The organism is Psychrobacter sp. TB67 (assembly GCF_000511065.1).
Lineage (GTDB): Bacteria > Pseudomonadota > Gammaproteobacteria > Pseudomonadales > Moraxellaceae > Psychrobacter > Psychrobacter okhotskensis.
Genome location: NZ_AYYA01000046.1, coordinates 56,311 through 75,617 on the forward strand (window position 1 = coordinate 56,311; position 19,307 = coordinate 75,617).

15 protein-coding genes are annotated in these 19,307 nt (G+C 42.8%); 8 read left to right on the forward strand and 7 right to left on the reverse strand.

What is annotated here, in order from left to right:
* Nucleotides 1-136: 136 nt before the first annotated feature.
* The 3 genes from W293_RS0107310 to dusB all read left to right on the forward strand — a co-directional run bounded on the left by W293_RS0107310 (nt 137) and on the right by dusB (nt 5,627).
* Complete coding sequence (locus W293_RS0107310; protein WP_025651811.1) at nt 137-2,182, forward strand: BCCT family transporter; 2,046 nt, start codon at nt 137-139, stop codon at nt 2,180-2,182.
* A gap of 231 nt (nt 2,183-2,413) precedes the next feature.
* On the forward strand, nt 2,414-4,456 hold the full coding sequence (locus W293_RS0107315; RefSeq protein ID WP_025651812.1) for a BCCT family transporter: 2,043 nt from the start codon (nt 2,414-2,416) through the stop codon (nt 4,454-4,456).
* A gap of 133 nt (nt 4,457-4,589) precedes the next feature.
* A complete protein-coding gene (gene dusB / locus W293_RS0107320) occupies nt 4,590-5,627 on the forward strand; it encodes a tRNA dihydrouridine synthase DusB (RefSeq protein ID WP_084212287.1) in 1,038 nt (345 codons plus the stop codon).
* A gap of 32 nt (nt 5,628-5,659) precedes the next feature.
* Here the strand turns inward: dusB and W293_RS0107325 are convergent, their stop codons facing one another.
* Complete coding sequence (locus W293_RS0107325) at nt 5,660-6,049, reverse strand: DUF1622 domain-containing protein (protein WP_025651814.1); 390 nt, start codon at nt 6,047-6,049, stop codon at nt 5,660-5,662.
* A gap of 211 nt (nt 6,050-6,260) precedes the next feature.
* Here W293_RS0107325 and W293_RS0107330 point away from each other — a divergent pair, with 211 nt between their 5' ends.
* On the forward strand, nt 6,261-7,148 hold the full coding sequence (locus tag W293_RS0107330; protein WP_025651815.1) for an SDR family NAD(P)-dependent oxidoreductase: 888 nt from the start codon (nt 6,261-6,263) through the stop codon (nt 7,146-7,148).
* 173 nt (nt 7,149-7,321) lie between these two features.
* Here the strand turns inward: W293_RS0107330 and W293_RS0107335 are convergent, their stop codons facing one another.
* The 6 genes from W293_RS0107335 to lipB all read right to left on the reverse strand — a co-directional run bounded on the left by W293_RS0107335 (nt 7,322) and on the right by lipB (nt 12,014).
* Nucleotides 7,322-7,714, reverse strand: coding sequence for a hypothetical protein (locus W293_RS0107335; protein WP_025651816.1), 393 nt, complete (start codon nt 7,712-7,714; stop codon nt 7,322-7,324).
* Nucleotides 7,715-7,959: 245 nt separating this feature from the next.
* Entirely contained in the window at nt 7,960-8,946 is a 987-nt protein-coding gene (locus W293_RS0107340) for an SEL1-like repeat protein (RefSeq protein ID WP_025651817.1), read from the reverse strand.
* 210 nt (nt 8,947-9,156) lie between these two features.
* The gene (locus tag W293_RS0107345) at nt 9,157-9,519 is read right to left on the reverse strand and encodes a DUF5376 family protein (protein WP_025651818.1); all 363 of its coding nucleotides are present in this window, start codon (nt 9,517-9,519) and stop codon (nt 9,157-9,159) included.
* Between the two features lie 217 nt (nt 9,520-9,736).
* Nucleotides 9,737-10,210 carry a hypothetical protein gene (locus W293_RS0107350; protein ID WP_025651819.1) on the reverse strand — a complete coding sequence of 158 codons (474 nt, stop codon included), beginning with the start codon at nt 10,208-10,210 and terminating at the stop codon, nt 9,737-9,739.
* Between the two features lie 199 nt (nt 10,211-10,409).
* A complete protein-coding gene (locus tag W293_RS0107355; RefSeq protein WP_025651820.1) occupies nt 10,410-10,940 on the reverse strand; it encodes an inorganic diphosphatase in 531 nt (176 codons plus the stop codon).
* A 168-nt stretch (nt 10,941-11,108) separates the two neighbouring features.
* Nucleotides 11,109-12,014 (reverse strand): lipoyl(octanoyl) transferase LipB, encoded by a 906-nt coding sequence (gene lipB, locus W293_RS0107360; protein ID WP_025651821.1) that lies wholly within the window; start codon nt 12,012-12,014, stop codon nt 11,109-11,111.
* A gap of 440 nt (nt 12,015-12,454) precedes the next feature.
* Here lipB and W293_RS0107365 point away from each other — a divergent pair, with 440 nt between their 5' ends.
* The 4 genes from W293_RS0107365 to msrAB all read left to right on the forward strand — a co-directional run.
* The gene (locus W293_RS0107365) at nt 12,455-13,936 is read left to right on the forward strand and encodes a coniferyl aldehyde dehydrogenase (protein WP_025651822.1); all 1,482 of its coding nucleotides are present in this window, start codon (nt 12,455-12,457) and stop codon (nt 13,934-13,936) included.
* A 361-nt stretch (nt 13,937-14,297) separates the two neighbouring features.
* The gene (locus W293_RS0107370; protein WP_025651823.1) at nt 14,298-16,250 is read left to right on the forward strand and encodes a glycine betaine ABC transporter substrate-binding protein; all 1,953 of its coding nucleotides are present in this window, start codon (nt 14,298-14,300) and stop codon (nt 16,248-16,250) included.
* A gap of 24 nt (nt 16,251-16,274) precedes the next feature.
* A complete protein-coding gene (locus W293_RS0107375; protein WP_025651824.1) occupies nt 16,275-17,213 on the forward strand; it encodes an ATP-binding cassette domain-containing protein in 939 nt (312 codons plus the stop codon).
* A gap of 546 nt (nt 17,214-17,759) precedes the next feature.
* The coding region (gene msrAB, locus W293_RS16220) for a bifunctional peptide-methionine (S)-S-oxide reductase MsrA/peptide-methionine (R)-S-oxide reductase MsrB (protein ID WP_037028885.1) at nt 17,760-19,307 on the forward strand (1,548 nt) is incomplete at its 3' end.

Here is a 19,307-nt window from a genome sequence, read left to right on the forward strand (position 1 = left end):
AGTGAAAGGTACATCTGGGGTTGAGGCAAAGAGTGTGGTACAAATTATATTTTGTTGGGCGCACCGGTTCTACATTGTGTTTACCAACAACCTTTATATTTAATAACGCTGCATTAATTTGAGGACATCACTTTTTATGAGTAAATTACCTCGCTCTACCATTTTGCTGCCAGTATTTGTACCAGCCGCCACCATTATGCTGTTATTGGTCATTGGCACAGCGATTAATCCAGTAGCTGCTGGCGAGCTATTTAGTACCGTACTGGCATTTACCACCGATACTTTCGGTTGGTTTTATATGTTGGCAGTTGCCATATTTTTGATGTTTATTATTGCTTTAGCGTTTTCGTCTTATGGCAGTATTAAGCTGGGTCCTGACCATGCCGAGGCTGAGTATAAGTTCCTTGAATGGTTCGCCATGCTGTTTTCCGCAGGGTACGGTATCGCGTTATTGTTCTATGGAGTGGCAGAGCCTGTGTTGCATTTTGCCAGTCCGCCGCTGTCCACGCCGCAGACGATTGAGGCTGCAAAAGAAGCCATGCAAATTGCTTATTTCCACTGGGGTTTTCATATTTGGGCAATTTATGGCGTGGTAGGTTTGTCGCTGGCGTATTTCTCCTTTCGTCATGGTTTGCCATTGTCAGTACGCTCAACGCTATATCCATTAATCGGTGACAAAATCTACGGCCCTATTGGTCATACCGTCGATGTGTTTGCGATTGTGGGTACGATGTTTGGTATCGCTACCAGTTTAGGGCTGTCAGTGGCGCAAATTAACGCCGGTTTAAACTATCTGCTACCAGATATGGTGCCAGTGAATACCACGGTGCAAGTTATCATCATTGCTTTGGTAACAGCCGCTGCCTTGGTCTCTGTGTTAGCTGGGATGGACAAAGGCGTAAAGCGCTTGTCTATCTTAAACATGTTGTTAGCAACGGCATTGATGCTATTTGTCTTCATCGTTGGCCCGACTGTTTTTATACTCAATGCCTTTATGGAAAATACAGGCAGCTATTTGGGTAATATCGTTGAGCGTACCTTTAGCCTGCAAGCCTATCAATCGAGTGATTGGATCGGTAGCTGGACACTATTTATCTTTGCATGGACGATTGCATGGGCGCCTTTTGTTGGGTTGTTTATTGCCAAAATCAGTCGTGGTCGCACCATTCGTGAGTTTGTGCTGGGCGTAATGTTAGTACCAACACTATTTACTTTCTTTTGGTTTTCAGTATTTGGTGATACCGCGCTACACATGATTATGGTCGATGGTTATGATGCCTTGATTAGTGAGGTGCAAAACAACCAAGCGATAGCCTTATTTAAATTGTTAGAAAACTTACCCTTCACTCAGATTGTCTCGTCATTGACAGTAGTACTGATTATTACCTTTTTTGTGACCTCATCTGATTCAGGGTCATTAGTGATTGACTCGCTTGCTGCAGGTGGACGTAGCGATACGCCATGGTGGCAGCGCTCGTTTTGGGTGATCACCGAAGGGGCCGTCGCTGCAGTTTTACTCATCGCGGGTGGTCTAAGCGCGTTGCAAACAGCCGCTATCGTCAGTGCCTTACCGTTTGCGGTCATTATCTTGATTTCGACATTTGGTATGTGGCGCGCGCTACGGATTGAGGGGCATCGCAATCAAAGCTTAGCCAATGACAATCATCTGCCGCCACATCTACTAAAGCTAGACGCGTGGCGTGACCGTATTGATTATATGACCAATCAGCCAACGCGCGATAAAGTGCTGGGTTATATCAAAGGCACGGTTCTATCATCGATGAATGAGGTGGCAGAGAAGTTTGCCGAAACGGGTTGGTTGCCAGATGTTAATTATGATGAGGTCAATGACCGTGCTGTATTGGAATTAAGACGTGGCGATAACGTGGAGTTCTGGTACGAGGTTCGTTTGTCAGAGCATGAGATTCCTGACTACTATACCGAAGATATGGCCAATGAATTACCACAAGAGCATCACCATCGCGCTGAGGTATATCTGCGCCGTGGTGGCCAAACTTATGACTTATATGGGTATCAATCAGAGTCGGTGATTAATGATATTATTGATCAGTTTGAGAAGTACCTACATTTCTTGAATGTCTCGCCAGATAGCTTGCCGTGGCGTATGCAACAACATGATGAAGATATCACGTTGGAGCAGGGCAGTGTATTTGATAAATAGAGCGTTGATCATCCGATAAACAAAAAGGCAGCTGAAAAGTTGCCTTTTTTTGGAGATATTTATGTTGTTTATTACAATTTATTGGCTGATACGCATAGTTAAGGTCAATGTTTGTCTGCCTTATTTAAAAAACACTTAGACAGGCTATTTAAACAGATTATTTGAATAAATGAATGCTATATAACCGTATGACACGCATATCCAATTTCATAATTTTTTAGAGAACATTTTATGAGTAAGTTATCTGGCTCTACTATTTCGATGCCCGTATTTATACCGACAGCGATTGTCATGATATTGCTGGTGATAGGCACTTCGGTCAATCCGCAGCTGGCTAGTGGGCTATTTGAGCAAGTACTGAATTTTACCACTGAGACGTTCGGTTGGTTTTATATGCTGGCAACCGCGCTGTTTTTGATATTTATCGTGGTGCTGGCGTTTTCTCCTTATGGCAGTATTAAGCTTGGCCCTGATCATGGCGAGGCACAATACAACTTCATTGAATGGTTTGCTATGCTGTTTTCAGCAGGCTATGGTATTGCGTTGCTGTTTTATGGTGTCGCCGAACCGGTGCTACATTTTGCCACGCCGCCGCTGTCAGAGCCGCAAACTATTGCTGCTGCTAAAGAGGCAATGCAAATTGCTTATTTTCATTGGGGTTTTCATATTTGGGCGATCAATGGCGTAGTGGCGTTGACCTTGGCCTATTTTGCTTATCGTCAGGGTTTGCCTTTATCGATGCGCTCAACGCTTTACCCTATTATCGGTGAAAAAATATATGGCCCTATCGGCCATGCAGTAGATGTATTCGCCATCTTAGGCACTTTGTTTGGGTTGGCTACCAGCTTGGGTATCTCAGTCTCGCAGATTAATACCGGTTTGAACTATTTGGTTCCTAGTATCCCTGTTAATACCACGGTTCAGGTCATTGCCATTACTCTCATTACGGGTTTGGCTCTGATATCAGTATTGGCTGGTATGGATAAAGGGGTAAAAAGACTCTCCATTTTGAATATGATACTGGCAACCACGCTGATGTTGTTTGTGTTTATCGTTGGCCCTTCCGTATTTATTTTAAATGCCTTTATGGAAAATACGGGCAGCTATTTGGGCAATATCGTTGAGCGTACTTTTAGCTTACAGGCCTATCAGCAAGGGGACTGGATTACCAGTTGGACGCTGTTTATCTTTGCATGGACGATTTCATGGTCACCGTTTGTCGGCATATTTATTGCTAAAATCAGCCGTGGTCGTACCATTCGTGAGTTCATCGCAGGTGTGATGCTAGTGCCAACCATCTTTACTTTCTTTTGGTTTGCCGTGTTTGGTGATACAGCGCTAAATATGATTATGGTACAAGGCTATGAGTCATTAATTACTGAAGTACAGAACAATCAAGCGATTGCTTTGTTTAAGCTACTTGAAAATCTGCCGTTTACGCAAGTAGTATCAGCTCTGGCTGTTGTGCTTATTATTACATTTTTTATCACCTCGTCTGATTCAGGGTCTTTAGTCATTGACTCGCTCGCCGCAGGAGGTCGTAGTGATACGCCAGCATGGCAGCGAACATTTTGGGTGGTGATACTAGGCGTCGTCGCTTCTGTGCTTTTGCTAGCAGGGGGTCTACAGGCGCTGCAAACAGCCGCTATCGTCAGCGCCTTACCGTTTACTATTATTATTTTGATCGCTATGTACGGTATGTGGAAAGCGTTACGTATCGAGGAGCATCGTAATGAGAGTCTGGCGAATGAGAACCATCTACCGCCCCATCTGCTCAAGCTTGAAGCGTGGCGTGCCCGTATTGATTACATCACTGAGCAACCAAGCCGCGAGGCTGTTTTAGACTATATTAAAGGTACGGTCATGTCATCGATGACTGAGGTAGCTGAAAAGTTTAAAGAAACTGGCTGGCACCCTGAAGTAAACTATGATGACACCAATAACCGAGCGGTATTGGAGCTGCAACGTGGCGATGATGTGGAGTTCTGGTATGAGGTGCGTTTATCAAACCATGATATGCCTGACTATTACACGCAAGATGTGACAAGTGGTTTAGAGCAAGCACATCATTACCGGGCGCAAGTTTATCTACGTCGCGGTGCACAAACTTATGATTTATATGGCTATCAATCAGAATCTGTAATCAATGATATTATTGACCAGTTCGAAAAGTACTTAAAGTTTTTACATGAATCGCCTGATAGCTTACCGTGGCGGATGCAAGAGCATGATGAGGACATCACGCTAGAGCAAGGCAGTGTGTTTGATAAATAATTGGTTTAGCTATCAAAACTGAGCATTAATTGTTGCAGGTTTCCCATATGAATAGCTTGCAATAAAGTCAAGAACCCTTAGAATAACGGCTTGTTTTCATTAACTTATCTCAATCAAGAGCAAGCCGTTTTTTATGTCTATTGATTCTCCAGTTTCTTCTGAGTCGTCAGCACAAATCGCCAATGATCATCCTCTATTGCAGCCATTGATGATTGGCGGCTTGACGGTTGAAAACCGTCTAATGGTAGCTCCGATGGCAGGCGTGACGGACAATCCCTTTCGAAGGTTATGCAAGTCTTTTGGTGCAGGTCACGCGGTGAGTGAAATGATCATCGCTGATACCGCGCTTTATGCGCGCAAAAAATCCTTATATCGTGCCAATTTTGATAACGAAATCGCGCCTATTTCTGCGCAGATAGCAGGCGCGGAACCCGATAAATTGGCAGAAGCGGCGCGTTATCAGATTGATAATGGTGCGCAGATTATCGATATCAATATGGGCTGTCCAGCCAAAAAAGTCTGTCGTAAGCTGGCAGGGTCGGCGCTGCTACAAGACGAAGATTTGGTTGCGCGCTTGTTAGATGCTGCGGTAAATAGCGTCAATGCACCAGTGACACTAAAAACGCGCTTGGGTTTTGAAAATGGTCGCGAGAATATCTTGCGTGTGGCGAAGCGAGCAGAGCAGGCAGGCATTGCAGCTATTGCCATTCATGGGCGTACTCGTGAGGATATGTATACTGGTGAGGCGCGTTACGAGTTGATACGTGAAGTCAAAGAGAGTATTAGTATACCCGTTATTGCCAATGGTGATATCGATAGCGCGCAAAAGGCCCAGCGTGTCTATGAGCTGACCGGTTGTGATGCGGTGATGATTGGGCGAGCGGCTCAAGGACAGCCATGGATATTTCGCGATATCGAGCATTTTTTGCGTACAGGAGACATGTTGGCGGCACCGAGTGTGAGCGAAATTAAAGAGATTGTACTGGCGCATTTGCAAGAGCTATATGGCTTTTACGGTGAATACTCGGGGTGCCGAATCGCGCGCAAACACATTGCATGGTATACGACGGGCATTCCAAACTCTAATGCTTTTCGTCAAGCAATGTATGGCGAAGAGAGCACCGTTGGGCAGTTTCGTGTGGTCGAGGCTTTTTTACAGGCTCATGAGTAAGGCATAAATAGCGATTGGCTATGAAGTATTGATTACAACTCATCAGCATGCTCAGTCTTTGATGTTTGTTCAGGCGCAGACTTGGGGTGTTGCCAAGGAAAGCGTCCTTCTAGCTCGACTTGTAGCGATAAGCTTAAAAAAGTTCTAATGAGCACGATAAAACCCAAGACCAAAACGCTACGCAACGTAGGCTCTGTGACGACGGTGGCCATAATGTCGGCGGCGATGAGCACTTCGAGGCCCAATAAAATAGATTTGCCAACCGTCTGTCTGATTTCGATATAAGCGTCATGAGTAAAGCGACCCGTCAAACGAATGGCCCTATAAAATGCATAAAATAGTCCAAAAAGCATAATAAGTACACCAATGACTTCAACGAATTTGGCAATCAGATCAATATAATGAGCTAGCGTTTCTATCAAAAGACAGTCTCCTTTAAGGTGCGTAACATACAAAGGCAATTATAGCTAAAAAACTCGGTAGAGTAAGATGGCAAATTTACTGCCCTTTTGTTATCGGTTTGCAATACTATTTTATAAAATTTTACTGGTACTTTTTCGAGTAATTACAATGTAATTTTGGTATCCTAGAGCTGCACACTATTGGGAATATAATAAACAAAAAGGATTTTTTATGGCTACTCCCTCAAAAAAGGCAATTAGCAAAGCGGTTAAAGACAAACATATCATCATTACTGGTGCTTCAAGCGGCATCGGTGAACGTACGGCCTTTTTACTTAGTGAGTGCGGTGCTCATGTTATTTTATTAGCACGTACCGAAGAGAAGCTAAAAGTAGTAAAAGAAAATATTGAGGAGCTTGGTGGCAAGGCCAGTTATTACCCTTGTGATTTAACCAATATGGATGAGATTGAAACTGTTAGCACGCAAATTTTGGCTGATTTTGGCCATGTCGATGTACTGGTCAATAACGCGGGTCGCTCGATTCGCCGTTCGGTGCATGAGTCTGTTGATCGTTTCCATGATTTTGAGCGTACCATGGACATCAATTACTTTGGCGCTGTCAAAATAGTTCTTGGATTTTTGCCGACGATGATTGAACGCCAAGCCGGTCAAATTGTTAACATCTCATCCATTGGTGTACAGGCAAATAGTCCGCGCTTTGCCGCTTATGTCGCCTCAAAATCGGCATTAGATGCCTTTAGCCGATGCTTGGCTGCTGAAGTGAAAGGCGATAATGTCACGATTACCAATATCTTTATGCCATTGGTACGCACGCCGATGATTGAGCCGACTAAGTTATATCGTTACATGCCTGCGCTGATGCCTGATGAAGCGGCAATGATGGTCGCCAAAGCGATTGTTTATAAACCTAACAGTATTGCCAGTAATATGGGCAAGTTTGCGTCGGCTACTTATTCATTAGCACCAGCGATCAACGTGGGTATCCAATCGATGGGTTATCGTATTTTCCCAAGCACCCGCGCTGGATTGACCACCGATAAAAAACCAAACCTTGCTCAGCGTGCCTTTGCCAGAATTTTACCGGGTGAGCATCACTAAATTGTGTTTGTTACTTATAAAAGAAAAAGGATGCTGCGGTATCCTTTTTTAATGCTTTAAAATTATTCGTAATTTATATGAATGGGTAGGCAGTGGATTTTTTATTTACCATAATCACCGTTATGGGAAAAATGTGTGGTTTACTAGTGAGGATTTTTAATAAACTATTGTAGTTAAATATCTTTAAACAACGGATTTTCTCTAAAAAAATTTATTGATTCTTCATGATTGTAGCTACCAGCTTGCCATAAAACTCGCATGAGGTGATTAAACCTATCAATACAATAATCAATGTCATCTTCGCTATATCTATATGTATCAAATGTCCATGCGACTGTAGAGCTCCTATGAGCACAGACTAGATTATTTATACTATTTCCTAGGTAATAGATATTTCTTGCAAGATTTTTTTCTATCATATTCTTGTCATTCAGGTACTTACTTAACTTTATTAGTGAATATTCAAGATCCCAATATTTATCAACATCCCATGTGTCTTCACTCTCTAAATAATAATGAAAAGAGTCACTATTCCAAAACTTTTCTTCGCATTCATTTATTTCCATAAGCATAATTTCCTGTTTTCTGCATCGAGCTTGCCATTATCAGTGCACCAATATCATCAGTTATAGGAGAAGCTGTTTTTTTAGAGTATTGCTAGTATACATATGGCGAACCAATCAGGCGCTTTCACTGGTTCGGTTCCCTAGTGAGGACTTGAATCTTCGGCTGTAGGGTAATGGTCTCAGTATATTAAGATATTTAGGTGGTCACGGTGTACATAACATTGATTTTTTGAGGTCAAACTGACTTAATCTTGATTTATTTTCCTATAGTTATTACAGCTTTCTTGTTGCCCATTTTCACAAGCCTTATTAAACCAGTTCTTTGCTTGAGTATTATCTTGATTAACACCTACACCATCGCGATACATCGCACCAAGATTGTTTTGAGCAGGAGCATATTCTTGATCAGCAGCTTTTGTATACCACTTAAAGGCTTGGGAGAAGTCTCGGCCTACACCGTGACCCATGTAATACATAACTCCAAGATTATATTGTGCATTAGCATTTTCTTGATCAGCTGCTTTTCCAAACCATTTTAGAGCCTGTGAAAAATCTTGTGTCACGCCGTTACCCTGATAATATATTGCACCTAAATTAGCTTGTGCAGGAGCATATTCTTGTTCAGCTGCTTCTGTATACCACTTAAGTGATTGAGGCAAGTCTTGCTCTATACCATTGCCTTCATAATACATTGCGGCTAAATCATTTTGTGCAATGACATATCCTTGATTAGCAGCTTTTGTATACCATTTAAAGGCTTGTGAAAGGTCTTGGTCTACGCCATTGCCTTGGGTATACATTAAACCAAGGTTATACTCCGCTTCAGGAAAGCCTTGATCGGCTGCTTTCGTATACCATTTGATTGCTTCAGCATAGTTTTGAGGGACTCCTTCGCCTTCACGATACATCGCACCAAGATTATACTGCGCCTCAGGAAAACCTTGATTAGCCGATTTCATATACCACTGCGCAGCTTTGGCATAGTCTTGATGAACACCTTCTCCTATATCATACATCCAACCCAAATCGAATTGTGATTCTGCATCGCCCTGTTTGGCTAATTCCTGTACGTCTTCAGCTTTAGTTTCTGTCTCTATTTCCTGAATAGCTGTTTGCCCCTCAGAAGCTTCGTTTTTGGCTTCACTTTGCATTTTTTGACAGCTCGTAAGCGTAAGAGGTAATAAAGCAGTAGAAAAAAGAAGGGCAACTAAATTAGTTTTTTTGAAAATCATATATTTGATTCACTGGTAGAAAAAGTGTTGAATAAGTATATTATCTTAAAGTTTCAAAAGAGCGACTCTCTAAGCAAAAAAATATTGAGAAATTTTTTATTTACTGTAAAGTTTGTCATGAGAGCATGTTCGGTGCGCTATACAGGCATCGAACTTCAATTACATAGATTAATAACAAAATCTCGCAAAAAGCTCACTACACCACTAATTCTACAAATCAATAATAATCTCAAGACTGTAATCTTGCCTTAAAAAATCAAGCCATGCGACTATGAACTTTTCAAAAACATCTTTTTTGACAGTAGCTTTAAAGTCGTTATTATCTTCGTCATATATAGAGCATATCGTCACATTCTTACCGTCTATGACAACTTGCCAAGTCTCAGAACTTATATCTAATATATTAGTATTATTATTTCTTAAATTATGAAGAATGTTCTCTGAAAACTCGATATCTAGCTCTGATAAATAGTAGGACATCATTCTCATTTCATTGCTATTATTTAAAGGACGACATGATGGTATTGGCCTATCCCATTCATCATTTTTAAAATAATAAAAAGCCATACTCATAACAAATCCTTCTTTATTAATTTCTTCTAAAATAGAAGATTACTTCAATTACAAAGAAGTTATCAACTTTCCTCCGAAATTTGTAGTACTAAACTAAATATTGTTATTTACGGCCTTATTTTTAGGGTATACCCCAAGGGAACCAGATAATTCACCCCTCAAACGTATTAACAGACCACTTAAAATAGACCTCTATAATGGAACCATTTAAAACAGACTAACCAAACGCCCGCCATAACAGCCAAAACAATCCTGCCATCACCGCAGCAATAATCAATAGCCGCTTTGCCCAATGTGGTAAAAGAGGCTTTTTATATCCCAAATCATTAAGTTGGCTCTCTACACCCCTTTGTAGACTTTTGAAACCTTGATCTGCTTGAGTGGTTTTCACACGGTTTTTTATCAGTTTCCCAGCCTCATGTCCGTCTTCAGTTTCCTGCTCTCTATCAAAACTAATGGCGTGGTTGGAGATACCTTGCTTGTTAGCGATGGTATTCAACTTCTGCTGTTGCTTTACCTTCAATGCTGTCTCGTAAGCATCAATTCGAACCTTGGCGTCGTCCATACTGATATTTTCTTCAGCGGCCAAGGTTTTGATAGCCATCACCAGATTGTTTTTCTCAATCATCATGATGACCGCTTTTGGCAGCTTGGCACTGACAGATTTTGAGCTGGGATTGGGGTTAAACATGACTTTCCTTATTGAGGCTTGCTTTATTAGAAATGAAAATAGTTGCAGATAACTTTATAGCTACTGTCGTTTATTATAACCATTTTATAAGCGTGAGATTCAAGCAAAAAAATACCGCAGTCATATCGTGTCTGCGGTATCTTTAAGAGTGCTTATATTTGTGAGCATAAACATCAGCTCATTAGATTATTATTGTACTCTATAGGTCTTTCCAACGTTGGATAGATTCTTTGATCACTTCTTTGGCTTCTGCGACGTCACCCCAAGATTCAACCACTGTTGTACCAGCTTTTTTAAGATCTTTATAGTGGCTAAAATGGAACTGTAACTGGTTGATCAGCTGCTTTGGTAAATCTTCTAGGCTGTTGTAAGCATTGCCTGTATCACGGTCGTCAGCAGGGACGACGACGATTTTGTCATCAACTTCGCCATCATCAACGAATTTCATAACGCCGATTACTTTGGCTTTTAAGAAAATGCCAGTAGGTAAAGGCTGCTCAGTAATGATTAATGCATCAAGCTCATCGCCATCTTCATCAAGCGTTTGCGGGATAAAGCCATAGTTGCAAGGTTTGGCAAAGATTTGTGGATCAACACGGTCAAGCTCAAAAACGGCTAATTCGCGGTTCCATTCGATTTTATGGCTGCTGCCTGTTGGGATTTCTACCACAACGTTGATGATGCCACCGTCGACGTCACCTGCGTCCAAGATTTTATTAAAGTCTGCCATAAAATGCTCCTGTTGCTTTTATATTAAAGTTTGAGGGGTAAAGTTATCTAAGTAGAGGCCACAAATGCTAGCGGCACCTCATGAAAGTCGGCTGCGAGTATAGCAAATTTCCATATCAGTTGCTCGTTATGCTTAAGTCTAAGCAGGCACAAGGTTATGCAAAATAAGCTAAGACTTAGGCGCTACCGGTCGCAATGGGATTTTTCCTGCGTGACGCTGTGCAATATTATCAATCAGCATTTGAGTAACTTGTTTATAGCTTAGCTGCTCAGTCGTCTTTTTGTTGGCTGTCTCATCCAGAGCTGTTTTATCAAGATTGGCTAACTTATTAATTGCCACAAAATCCGCCAAACGTAGCATTTGCATGCCAGCGTAGCCACACGGATTGATGGCGTTAAAAGCCGATAAGTCACAATTGATATTGAGCGCAATGCCGTGATAGCTAAAACCATGTTTAATTTTAAACCCTAGCGAGGCTATTTTTCCTAGCATAATGGCATCCGTTACTGGCAGGGTAGTAGTTTCATTGCTAGTGTCAGAATCCTCGCTATTGTCTGCAGCACACACGTATGAATTATTGTATAAATAAACGCCGGGTGCATCACGACGTGAATGCGCACGGACATGGATACTGTCAAATGAGGCTAAACCTTGCAAACAGGCATTGGTCACGTCCTCAATCGCTTGCTCGGCATGCGATACCAGATTGCGCACACTCCAGCCTATACTGTCCAAATCAAACAACCAGTAAATAACCAGCTGGCCATGACCGTGCCACGTCACTTGTCCGCCGCGATCTGTTTTGATAATAGGGGTGTCAGTCCGTTGCAGGATGTGTTCTTCTTTACCTGCTTGCCCAAGCGTGTAGACGTCATTGTGATCGACAATCCATAACTCATCAGGCGTGCGCAAACCTTGCTCTTTTTTGAGCGCAATACGCGCTAACGTGCGTGCTAGCATCGCATCATGGGTAGAGACATAATCGGCTGCCGACAGCGATTTTGTCAGAAGGGTGTCATTAAGCAAGGTATCGTCAAGAAGGCTATCGTGAATCTGTTGCGTTAGGTTTTGCATAAGCGTGACTGTCTTGTTGTGGTCTGGTATAGAGTATTGGCAAATACTGACTGGTAGCGACTGTTCAACGCGCCCCAATATTGAGTGTAGCAGTTTTTAGGATTGCTGCTCAAATTTAAATCCATGCATATATAAAGCAGAATATTGAGGACAGAACAAAGTATTGAAGCATGTTACTTATAAAGTATTACTTAACAGAAGAATCTATATCGTGGGTATTGATGATGGCTGACACGTATCTTATACAAACCCAGCAGTCAATCAAAGAGACTGTTCATTGCTCAATCAATGCGCTACATTAAAGAGTAATGAATGGAATCTTGTTAGTTCTCATAATGATGTGCGCGTATGCGGAGATTTCCGCCAGCGCCTAAATAAAGATACAGAGTTTTAAACCAAATATAGCGTGCTGACTCTAACGCCTATGACAAGGAAGATATATGACAGACAACAATCAAAACACTAATGATCAAGCGTATAAAAACAATGATAAGTCACTTGGTAGTAATAAGTCACTTAGTATTGTGACCACTGTTGAAGATATGCAAGCGCAGTTCTCAAGATTACAAGCATTGAGCCGTGCTCAACCAATAAATGATTGGGCGACGCGCGAGACTCAATTAGACAATTTAGAGATGATGCTCAGCGACAATCAACAAAGCATCGCTCAAGCGATCAGCGCTGATTTTGGTTATCGTAGTGAATCAGAGACTCAGTTTGCAGAGCTTGTTCCGAGTTTTACGGGCATTAGCCATGCCAAAAAGCATGGTAAAAAATGGATGAAAACTCGCCACGCCTCTATTTCAGCATTGTATATGCCAGCTCATAATGAGATTCAGCCACAGCCATTAGGCGTGGTTGGTATCATGGTGCCATGGAACTATCCATTATTCTTAGCGGTAGGGCCAATCATTGATGCACTCACGGCAGGCAATCGAATCATGATTAAGATGAGTGAGGCCGCACCGCAGTTCGCGCAAGTGTTTGCCGATCTTATCGCTCATTATTTTTCATCGGATATGGTTTGTGTCGTGCTGGGCGAAGTAGATATCGCTGAAGCTTTCAGTAAGATGCCATTCGATCATCTATTGTATACTGGCTCTACTGCGGTGGGCAAAAAAATCATGGCGGCGGCAGCGCCCAACTTGACCCCAGTTACGCTAGAGCTTGGTGGCAAATCACCCGTCATCGTGTTGGATGGTGCCAATTTAGAGTCAGCGGTCAATCGAGTCATGATGGGCAAAACGCTCAATGCTGGGCAAACTTGTATTGCTCCTGATTACGTACTTATTCAGCGCAAAGATCATGAAGTGTTTATTAACCTAGCAAAAGAGTGGATGCAGAAGCATTATCCGAATATCAGCGAAAACCCAGATTACTCGCGTATTATCAATGGTCAGCAATTCAAACGTATCAAAGGTTACTTAGATGCCTTATCTGGTGAAAACATTCATAAGATAACTGATGCAGACTATGATATTGAAACGCGGTTGATGCCGCCGCTGATTATCAGTGAGCCGGCAGCCGATAGTGATGTGATGCAAAACGAGCTGTTTGCACCGATTTTGCCGTTGATGCACTATGATACGCTCGATGATGCGATAGACTTCGTCAATGCGCGTCCGCGTCCATTGGCCCTCTATGTGTTTGGTGAGCGTAATAGCGACATAGAAAAAGTGCGTGACAACACGGTATCAGGTGGCTTGGCTATTAATGAAGTTATCTTGCATGTGGTGCAGCACGACTTACCGTTCGGCGGGGTTGGGCACTCAGGCACTGGCGCCTATCATGGTAAAGCGGGCTTTGAGCGTTTAAGTCATATGAAGCCTGTGTTTGTACAAAATAAGCTCAATGGTATGAATTTCCTATTACCACCTTATGGCGGCTTATTTAACAAAGCCATGGCGTTCATGATGAAATAAGTGTGATGAGATTGGCTGTTTAATAATGATAGCATCTACGTAAGTAGGTGCTATTTTTTGTCCAAAAAACAAAATTTTGATGATTATAGTATTTATTTTTGATGGCTTTATAATATTTTTTATACATAAAGGAAAAGCTGAACCCAGCCAATAGTTATTTATAATTATTCTCATTTGTTGCTACATTTCTTAATATTACCGGACGGTAGTTATGGTAAATTTATATTGCTGATGAGACATAAAGATTGATTTTGCGTGAATTATCAACCCAATGCAGCATTATTCGATATCGATAACCGCATTCAAAAGCTGACTTCAATATCGAAATAATTGATGCCAATAACGAAATATAGGACATCCCATGCGCCAATGGATTGCGTTAAGTTTACTGTGTATAAGTGTGTTGTTGCTGCCAGTGTCAGCATCAGCAGCTTGCGCATCACCGATCAAGTTTGGCGCGTTGACTTGGGAGAGTGGTCAGTTTACGACTGGTATACTCAAATATATTGCCGAGAGCGGTTACGACTGCACGATCGAGGAAGTACCTGGGGCAGGACCCGCACTCGAGACTGCATTGTCGCAAAACGATATCCAAATCATCGGCGAACAATGGGTTGGGCGCTCGCCGATTATGGAGCAGGCCATCAATGACGATAAAGTTGCGGTCATTGGCGATACGCTGCAAGGCGGTGCTACTCAAGGTTGGTACGTCCCTCAATATGTCATGGATGACAATCCGGGACTGCGTCGTTATCAGGATTTGCCTAAGTATGCAGCGTTGTTTAAAGACCCAGAAGATCCTAGTAAATCACGGTTTATGAACTGTCCGTCAGGCTGGGCGTGTGAGATTTTTAACACCCGACTGCTCAAAAATACTGGCTTGGACGCGGTTTTTAATAATGCCCATCCAGGTACGGGTGCAGCACTCGATGCTGAGATTGCCTCCGCCTTTGAACAGAAAAAACCGTTACTATTTTATTATTGGCAGCCAACAGGGCTCATCGCCAAATACGACTTTGCGCCGCTAGCGTTCCCTGCCCATGAGGATGCGTGCTGGCAAGACTTGTTGTTGGCCGACGGCACCTCGGATTGTGTGTCTGGCTTTCCTGTGTCCCCTCTTAAAATTGCTGCATCGACGCCTTTTATTGATAATAATCCCGAATTGGCAAGCGCTTTTGAAAAAGTACAGTTCACGCCAGATCAGCTAAACAGTGCGATTTTAGAGATGAGTGAAAGCAAGCGCAGTGGTGATGAACAGGCGCTTGAGTTTTTACGTGCCAACCCAAACGTCTGGCAAGCGTGGCTACCCAAAGAAGTCGCTGAAAATCTTGCTGCCAATTTAGGCATCAGTCTAACGGACGATGGCACAGGCAATAGCGGTGTCAATCCATCACTGAATGACGCCACCTCAAGTAATGCCTTCCTAGCATTAACGTCCAGCTTTCCGTCATGGTCCCTTGAGTCACCGCTTAATAAAGCCTTAGCGACTGTAGTCAGAGACTATGGCGATGTGTTTCGGAGTATCAGTAGCGTCACTTTGACCTATTTATTATTACCTATTGAACGTCTATTGACGGTGATCCCCGCATGGTTAATTATTGGTCTGGTGACTGTATTAGCGTGGTTTGGGGTGCGCAAAGTATTGTTTGCTATTGCCTGCGGGGCAGGGCTGTTCTTAATCGGTGCGTTTGGATTGTGGGGCGCTTTGATCGATACGTTAGCGTTATTGATCGTCTCTGTTTTGGTGACAGTGGTTGTCGGTATTCCCATTGGTATTGCTATGTCGGGCAGCAGTCTGCTCCGTAAAATTATTACGCCGATATTAGATGTGATGCAAACCATGCCAAGTTTCGTCTATTTGATTCCCGTGCTCATGCTATTCGGTATTGGTAAAGTACCAGCATTATTTGCCACGATTATCTATGCCTTGCCACCGCTTATTCGTTTGACGACATTGGGTATAACGCAAGTCAATCATGAAATGATCGAAGCGGGGCGCTCGTTCGGTAGCACCCATTTTCAGCTACTCATTTGGATCAAGTTACCACAAGCATTGCCCAGTATTATGGCGGGCATCAATCAGGCAGTAATGATGTCGCTTGCCATGGTCGTACTGGCGTCTATGATTGGTGCGCCGGGTCTGGGAGAAGATGTCTTACAATCTATTCAGACGCTCAATATTGGTCAAGGACTACAAGCAGGTACGGCCATTGTCATTGTCGCGATTATCATTGACCGTATCAGCCAAGCCTTTGGTCAAGGAAAACGCGCGCGGCAAAAAACCATTGAAGCTGGCAAACGTCCTATCGGTTAAATAACAACAATAATGAGAATAGTTATGAATCATATCCAGTTAGAGAATATCAGCAAAATTTATAATGCTAATGAGTCACAAGCACAATCAGCGTTGAAACTACTAGCAGATGGTATGGATAGTGTCGCTGTCAAAAAGCAGACCGGCTATTCAGTCGGGCTTTATGATGTTAATTTGGCCATAAAAGCAGGGGAGCTGCATTGCATCATGGGACTCTCAGGCTCAGGTAAATCGACCTTGATACGCCATCTTAACCGGTTGATTGATCCGACCAGCGGCAAGATATGGGTCGATACCACTATTAATCCCAAGACCTTATCATCAAAAGCACAAGATATAGCAAAAGATGAAGCATCGACTGCTGCAGCACCAGTAACCGCTAATACAGACGGGATAGACAATGCCAACTCAAGCGACTCTATCAATATTTTAGAATTGAATGATAAGGAATTACAACAATATCGCCAGAATACCGTCAGTATGGTGTTTCAGTATTTCGGCTTGATGCCACATATGACCGTCATACAAAATGTGGCTTACGGGTTACGCGTTCGCAAGATGAGCGTGGAAGCACGTCATGAAATCGCGCGTCATTGGCTTAATGAGGTAGGGCTGCCTAATCTAGAACACAGCTATCCTGATGAGCTGTCGGGCGGTATGCAGCAGCGCGTAGGGCTGGCGCGAGCCTTAGCGACTGATAACCCGATTTTGCTCATGGATGAAGCGTTCTCCGCGCTTGATCCGCTTATCCGCGCCCAACTACAGGATCAGCTGCTTGAGCTACAAGACCGTCTCAATAAGACCATTGTCTTTATTACTCATGATATCGATGAAGCGGTCAAAGTAGGTCAGCGTATTAGTATCTTAAATGGTGGCCGCTTAGTGCAAACTGGCACGCCTAGCGAGTTAAGAGACAATCCGGCTGATGACTATGTTGCGCAATTTATGCACGCTAAAGCTTAATAATAAATCAACGTTGGTGGCGTTCTGTCTTTTTTAATTTGCTTTTAAATCAAGATCAAACAGTATCGCTATTTAATGATTGAGACAAAGTCATTTATTTGTTAATGACCATTGTATTTTTGCCCATTAAGATATGACTGCTTGAATTGAGGATATTCCTTAGTTTATCTCCTTATATAAATAGACAATTAGATGCAGACTTGCCTCTAATTACTCTATATCGCCAGTCTTTCCGTGTTGTTAAAAAAATGTAGCAAGGGTATATTCACTATTAAAGTAAACTCCATTAACAGGGTATACTATTAAATTATTCTAACTTATCTCTCCCTATTTTCCCTTGCCTTATTTTTCAACGCCATCGGCTTAGAGCTGAATTTCCTTACTCATATTTTCACTTGGTTTATCCTCTTTTTAGCTCATTTAGATGACCATCGATTGAATTGAGCACCTGCTCTAATAACCTATCAAGAAGATCGTGACCAACTGCGCACGATATGAGTGCAAGACTTCATAAAAAAGTGTAAGACTTTATAAAAAGGATTCGTTATGCCAAACAATAACTCCGATAATGACGATGCTCATGACGATGACCAGAACGCTGATCTGACAACAGGCTCACAGCGCCAGCCATCACGTTGGCTCAAAAATGCTAGTGCGCTAGGTGTGACCACGGTATTGAGTGCTGGTCTACTGTTAGCATGTGGGCAAATGAGTAGCGCAGAAAATCAATCAAGCAGTAATACGTCAGCTAGCAGTAGTGAATCTGGCAATAAAAACAGCGGTGTGACCAACTCACGCGATATGTTGCCGTCTGACATGCTCAAGCAAATGCAAGCGTTACCGCAGCTCACTAAAGGTCTGGGTAAAAATGGTGCGGCAGTCATTGATCCTAATAAACCCACCTTGGTTAAATTTTGGGCAAGCTGGTGTCCGCTATGCTTGGGCTCGCTAGAAGAGACAGAAACATGGCGTACTGATCCCAAGTTTGCTGACCTAAATGTCGTGACGGTGGCCAGTCCTGGTCATCTCAATGAAAAAGAAGATAGTGATTTCACCACTTGGTATGCTGGTGTTCAAGCAGATTATCCAAAGTTACCGGTATTGTCTGACCCCTCAGGTGAGCTGATCAATAAACTTGGGGTGCAGGTCTATCCTAGCTGGGCGATTTTGGATAAGCAAGGTAACCTTGTGCGCTTAGTCAAAGGCAATATGACAGCAGAGCAGGCATACGCACTAGCAGAAAATGCCAATAATGACTTTGCTGAGCTTAAAAATAGCAAAGCCAAACCTGCCAATGTGCAAGCATTAGACAACAACAGTAAGATTGAGACCATTAAGCAAAAAGATGGTGTTTACTATAATGATAAAGGTAAGGCCATTAATACTCGCTCAATCTATCTGGCTGGCGGTTGCTTTTGGGGCGTTGAGGCCTATATGGAACGTGTCGATGGCGTGGTCGATGTCGTATCTGGTTATGCCAACGGTAGTGACGATCAGCCAAACCCAAGCTACGAGGATGTCATTCGTGGTTCAGGACATGCTGAAACAGTCAAAGTCACTTACGATGCAGATAAGACGGATCTTGACACGATTTTGAAGTATTACTTCCGTGTGGTTGATCCCACTAGCATGAATAAGCAAGGTAATGATCGCGGTGTGCAGTATCGTTCAGGTATTTACTATACTGATAAAGCAGACAAACCGGTGATTGATGCGGCAATCAAACGCGTACAAGGTAAATATAAGGAAAAAGTCGTCGTCGAAGACAAGGCGCTAGACAACTTCTATTTGGCTGAAGCATATCATCAAGATTACCTCGCCAAAAATCCAAATGGTTACTGTCATATTGATTTAAGCCTTGCTGATGACAAACCTGAAGGCACAGCACGCACCAAGCTCGCCGCTGTTAGTACGGTTGCCGAGACTTTAGATCCCAAGCGTTATGCTAATTTTGACAAAAATGCTTTGAAGAATACCTTGACCAAAGCCCAGTATGATATTACCCAAGGTGCCGCTACTGAGCGTGCCTTTAGTCATGAATATGACAATCTGTTTGCACCCGGTATTTATGTCGATGTGGTCAGTGGCGAGCCG

Bases quoted from the DNA above. Each gene is read 5' to 3' on its own strand.
- W293_RS0107370 (WP_025651823.1), top strand. From the start codon at position 14,298: ATGCGCCAATGGATTGCGTTAAGTTTACTGTGTATAAGTGTGTTGTTG.
- W293_RS0107340 (WP_025651817.1), bottom strand. From the start codon at position 8,946: ATGATTTTCAAAAAAACTAATTTAGTTGCCCTTCTTTTTTCTACTGCT.
- dusB (WP_084212287.1), top strand. From the start codon at position 4,590: ATGTCTATTGATTCTCCAGTTTCTTCTGAGTCGTCAGCACAAATCGCC.
- lipB (WP_025651821.1), bottom strand. From the start codon at position 12,014: ATGCAAAACCTAACGCAACAGATTCACGATAGCCTTCTTGACGATACC.
- W293_RS0107365 (WP_025651822.1), top strand. From the start codon at position 12,455: ATGACAGACAACAATCAAAACACTAATGATCAAGCGTATAAAAACAAT.
- W293_RS0107330 (WP_025651815.1), top strand. From the start codon at position 6,261: ATGGCTACTCCCTCAAAAAAGGCAATTAGCAAAGCGGTTAAAGACAAA.
- W293_RS0107375 (WP_025651824.1), top strand. From the start codon at position 16,275: ATGAATCATATCCAGTTAGAGAATATCAGCAAAATTTATAATGCTAAT.
- W293_RS0107350 (WP_025651819.1), bottom strand. From the start codon at position 10,210: ATGTTTAACCCCAATCCCAGCTCAAAATCTGTCAGTGCCAAGCTGCCA.
- W293_RS0107310 (WP_025651811.1), top strand. From the start codon at position 137: ATGAGTAAATTACCTCGCTCTACCATTTTGCTGCCAGTATTTGTACCA.
- W293_RS0107355 (WP_025651820.1), bottom strand. From the start codon at position 10,940: ATGGCAGACTTTAATAAAATCTTGGACGCAGGTGACGTCGACGGTGGC.
- W293_RS0107315 (WP_025651812.1), top strand. From the start codon at position 2,414: ATGAGTAAGTTATCTGGCTCTACTATTTCGATGCCCGTATTTATACCG.
- W293_RS0107345 (WP_025651818.1), bottom strand. From the start codon at position 9,519: ATGAGTATGGCTTTTTATTATTTTAAAAATGATGAATGGGATAGGCCA.
- W293_RS0107335 (WP_025651816.1), bottom strand. From the start codon at position 7,714: ATGGAAATAAATGAATGCGAAGAAAAGTTTTGGAATAGTGACTCTTTT.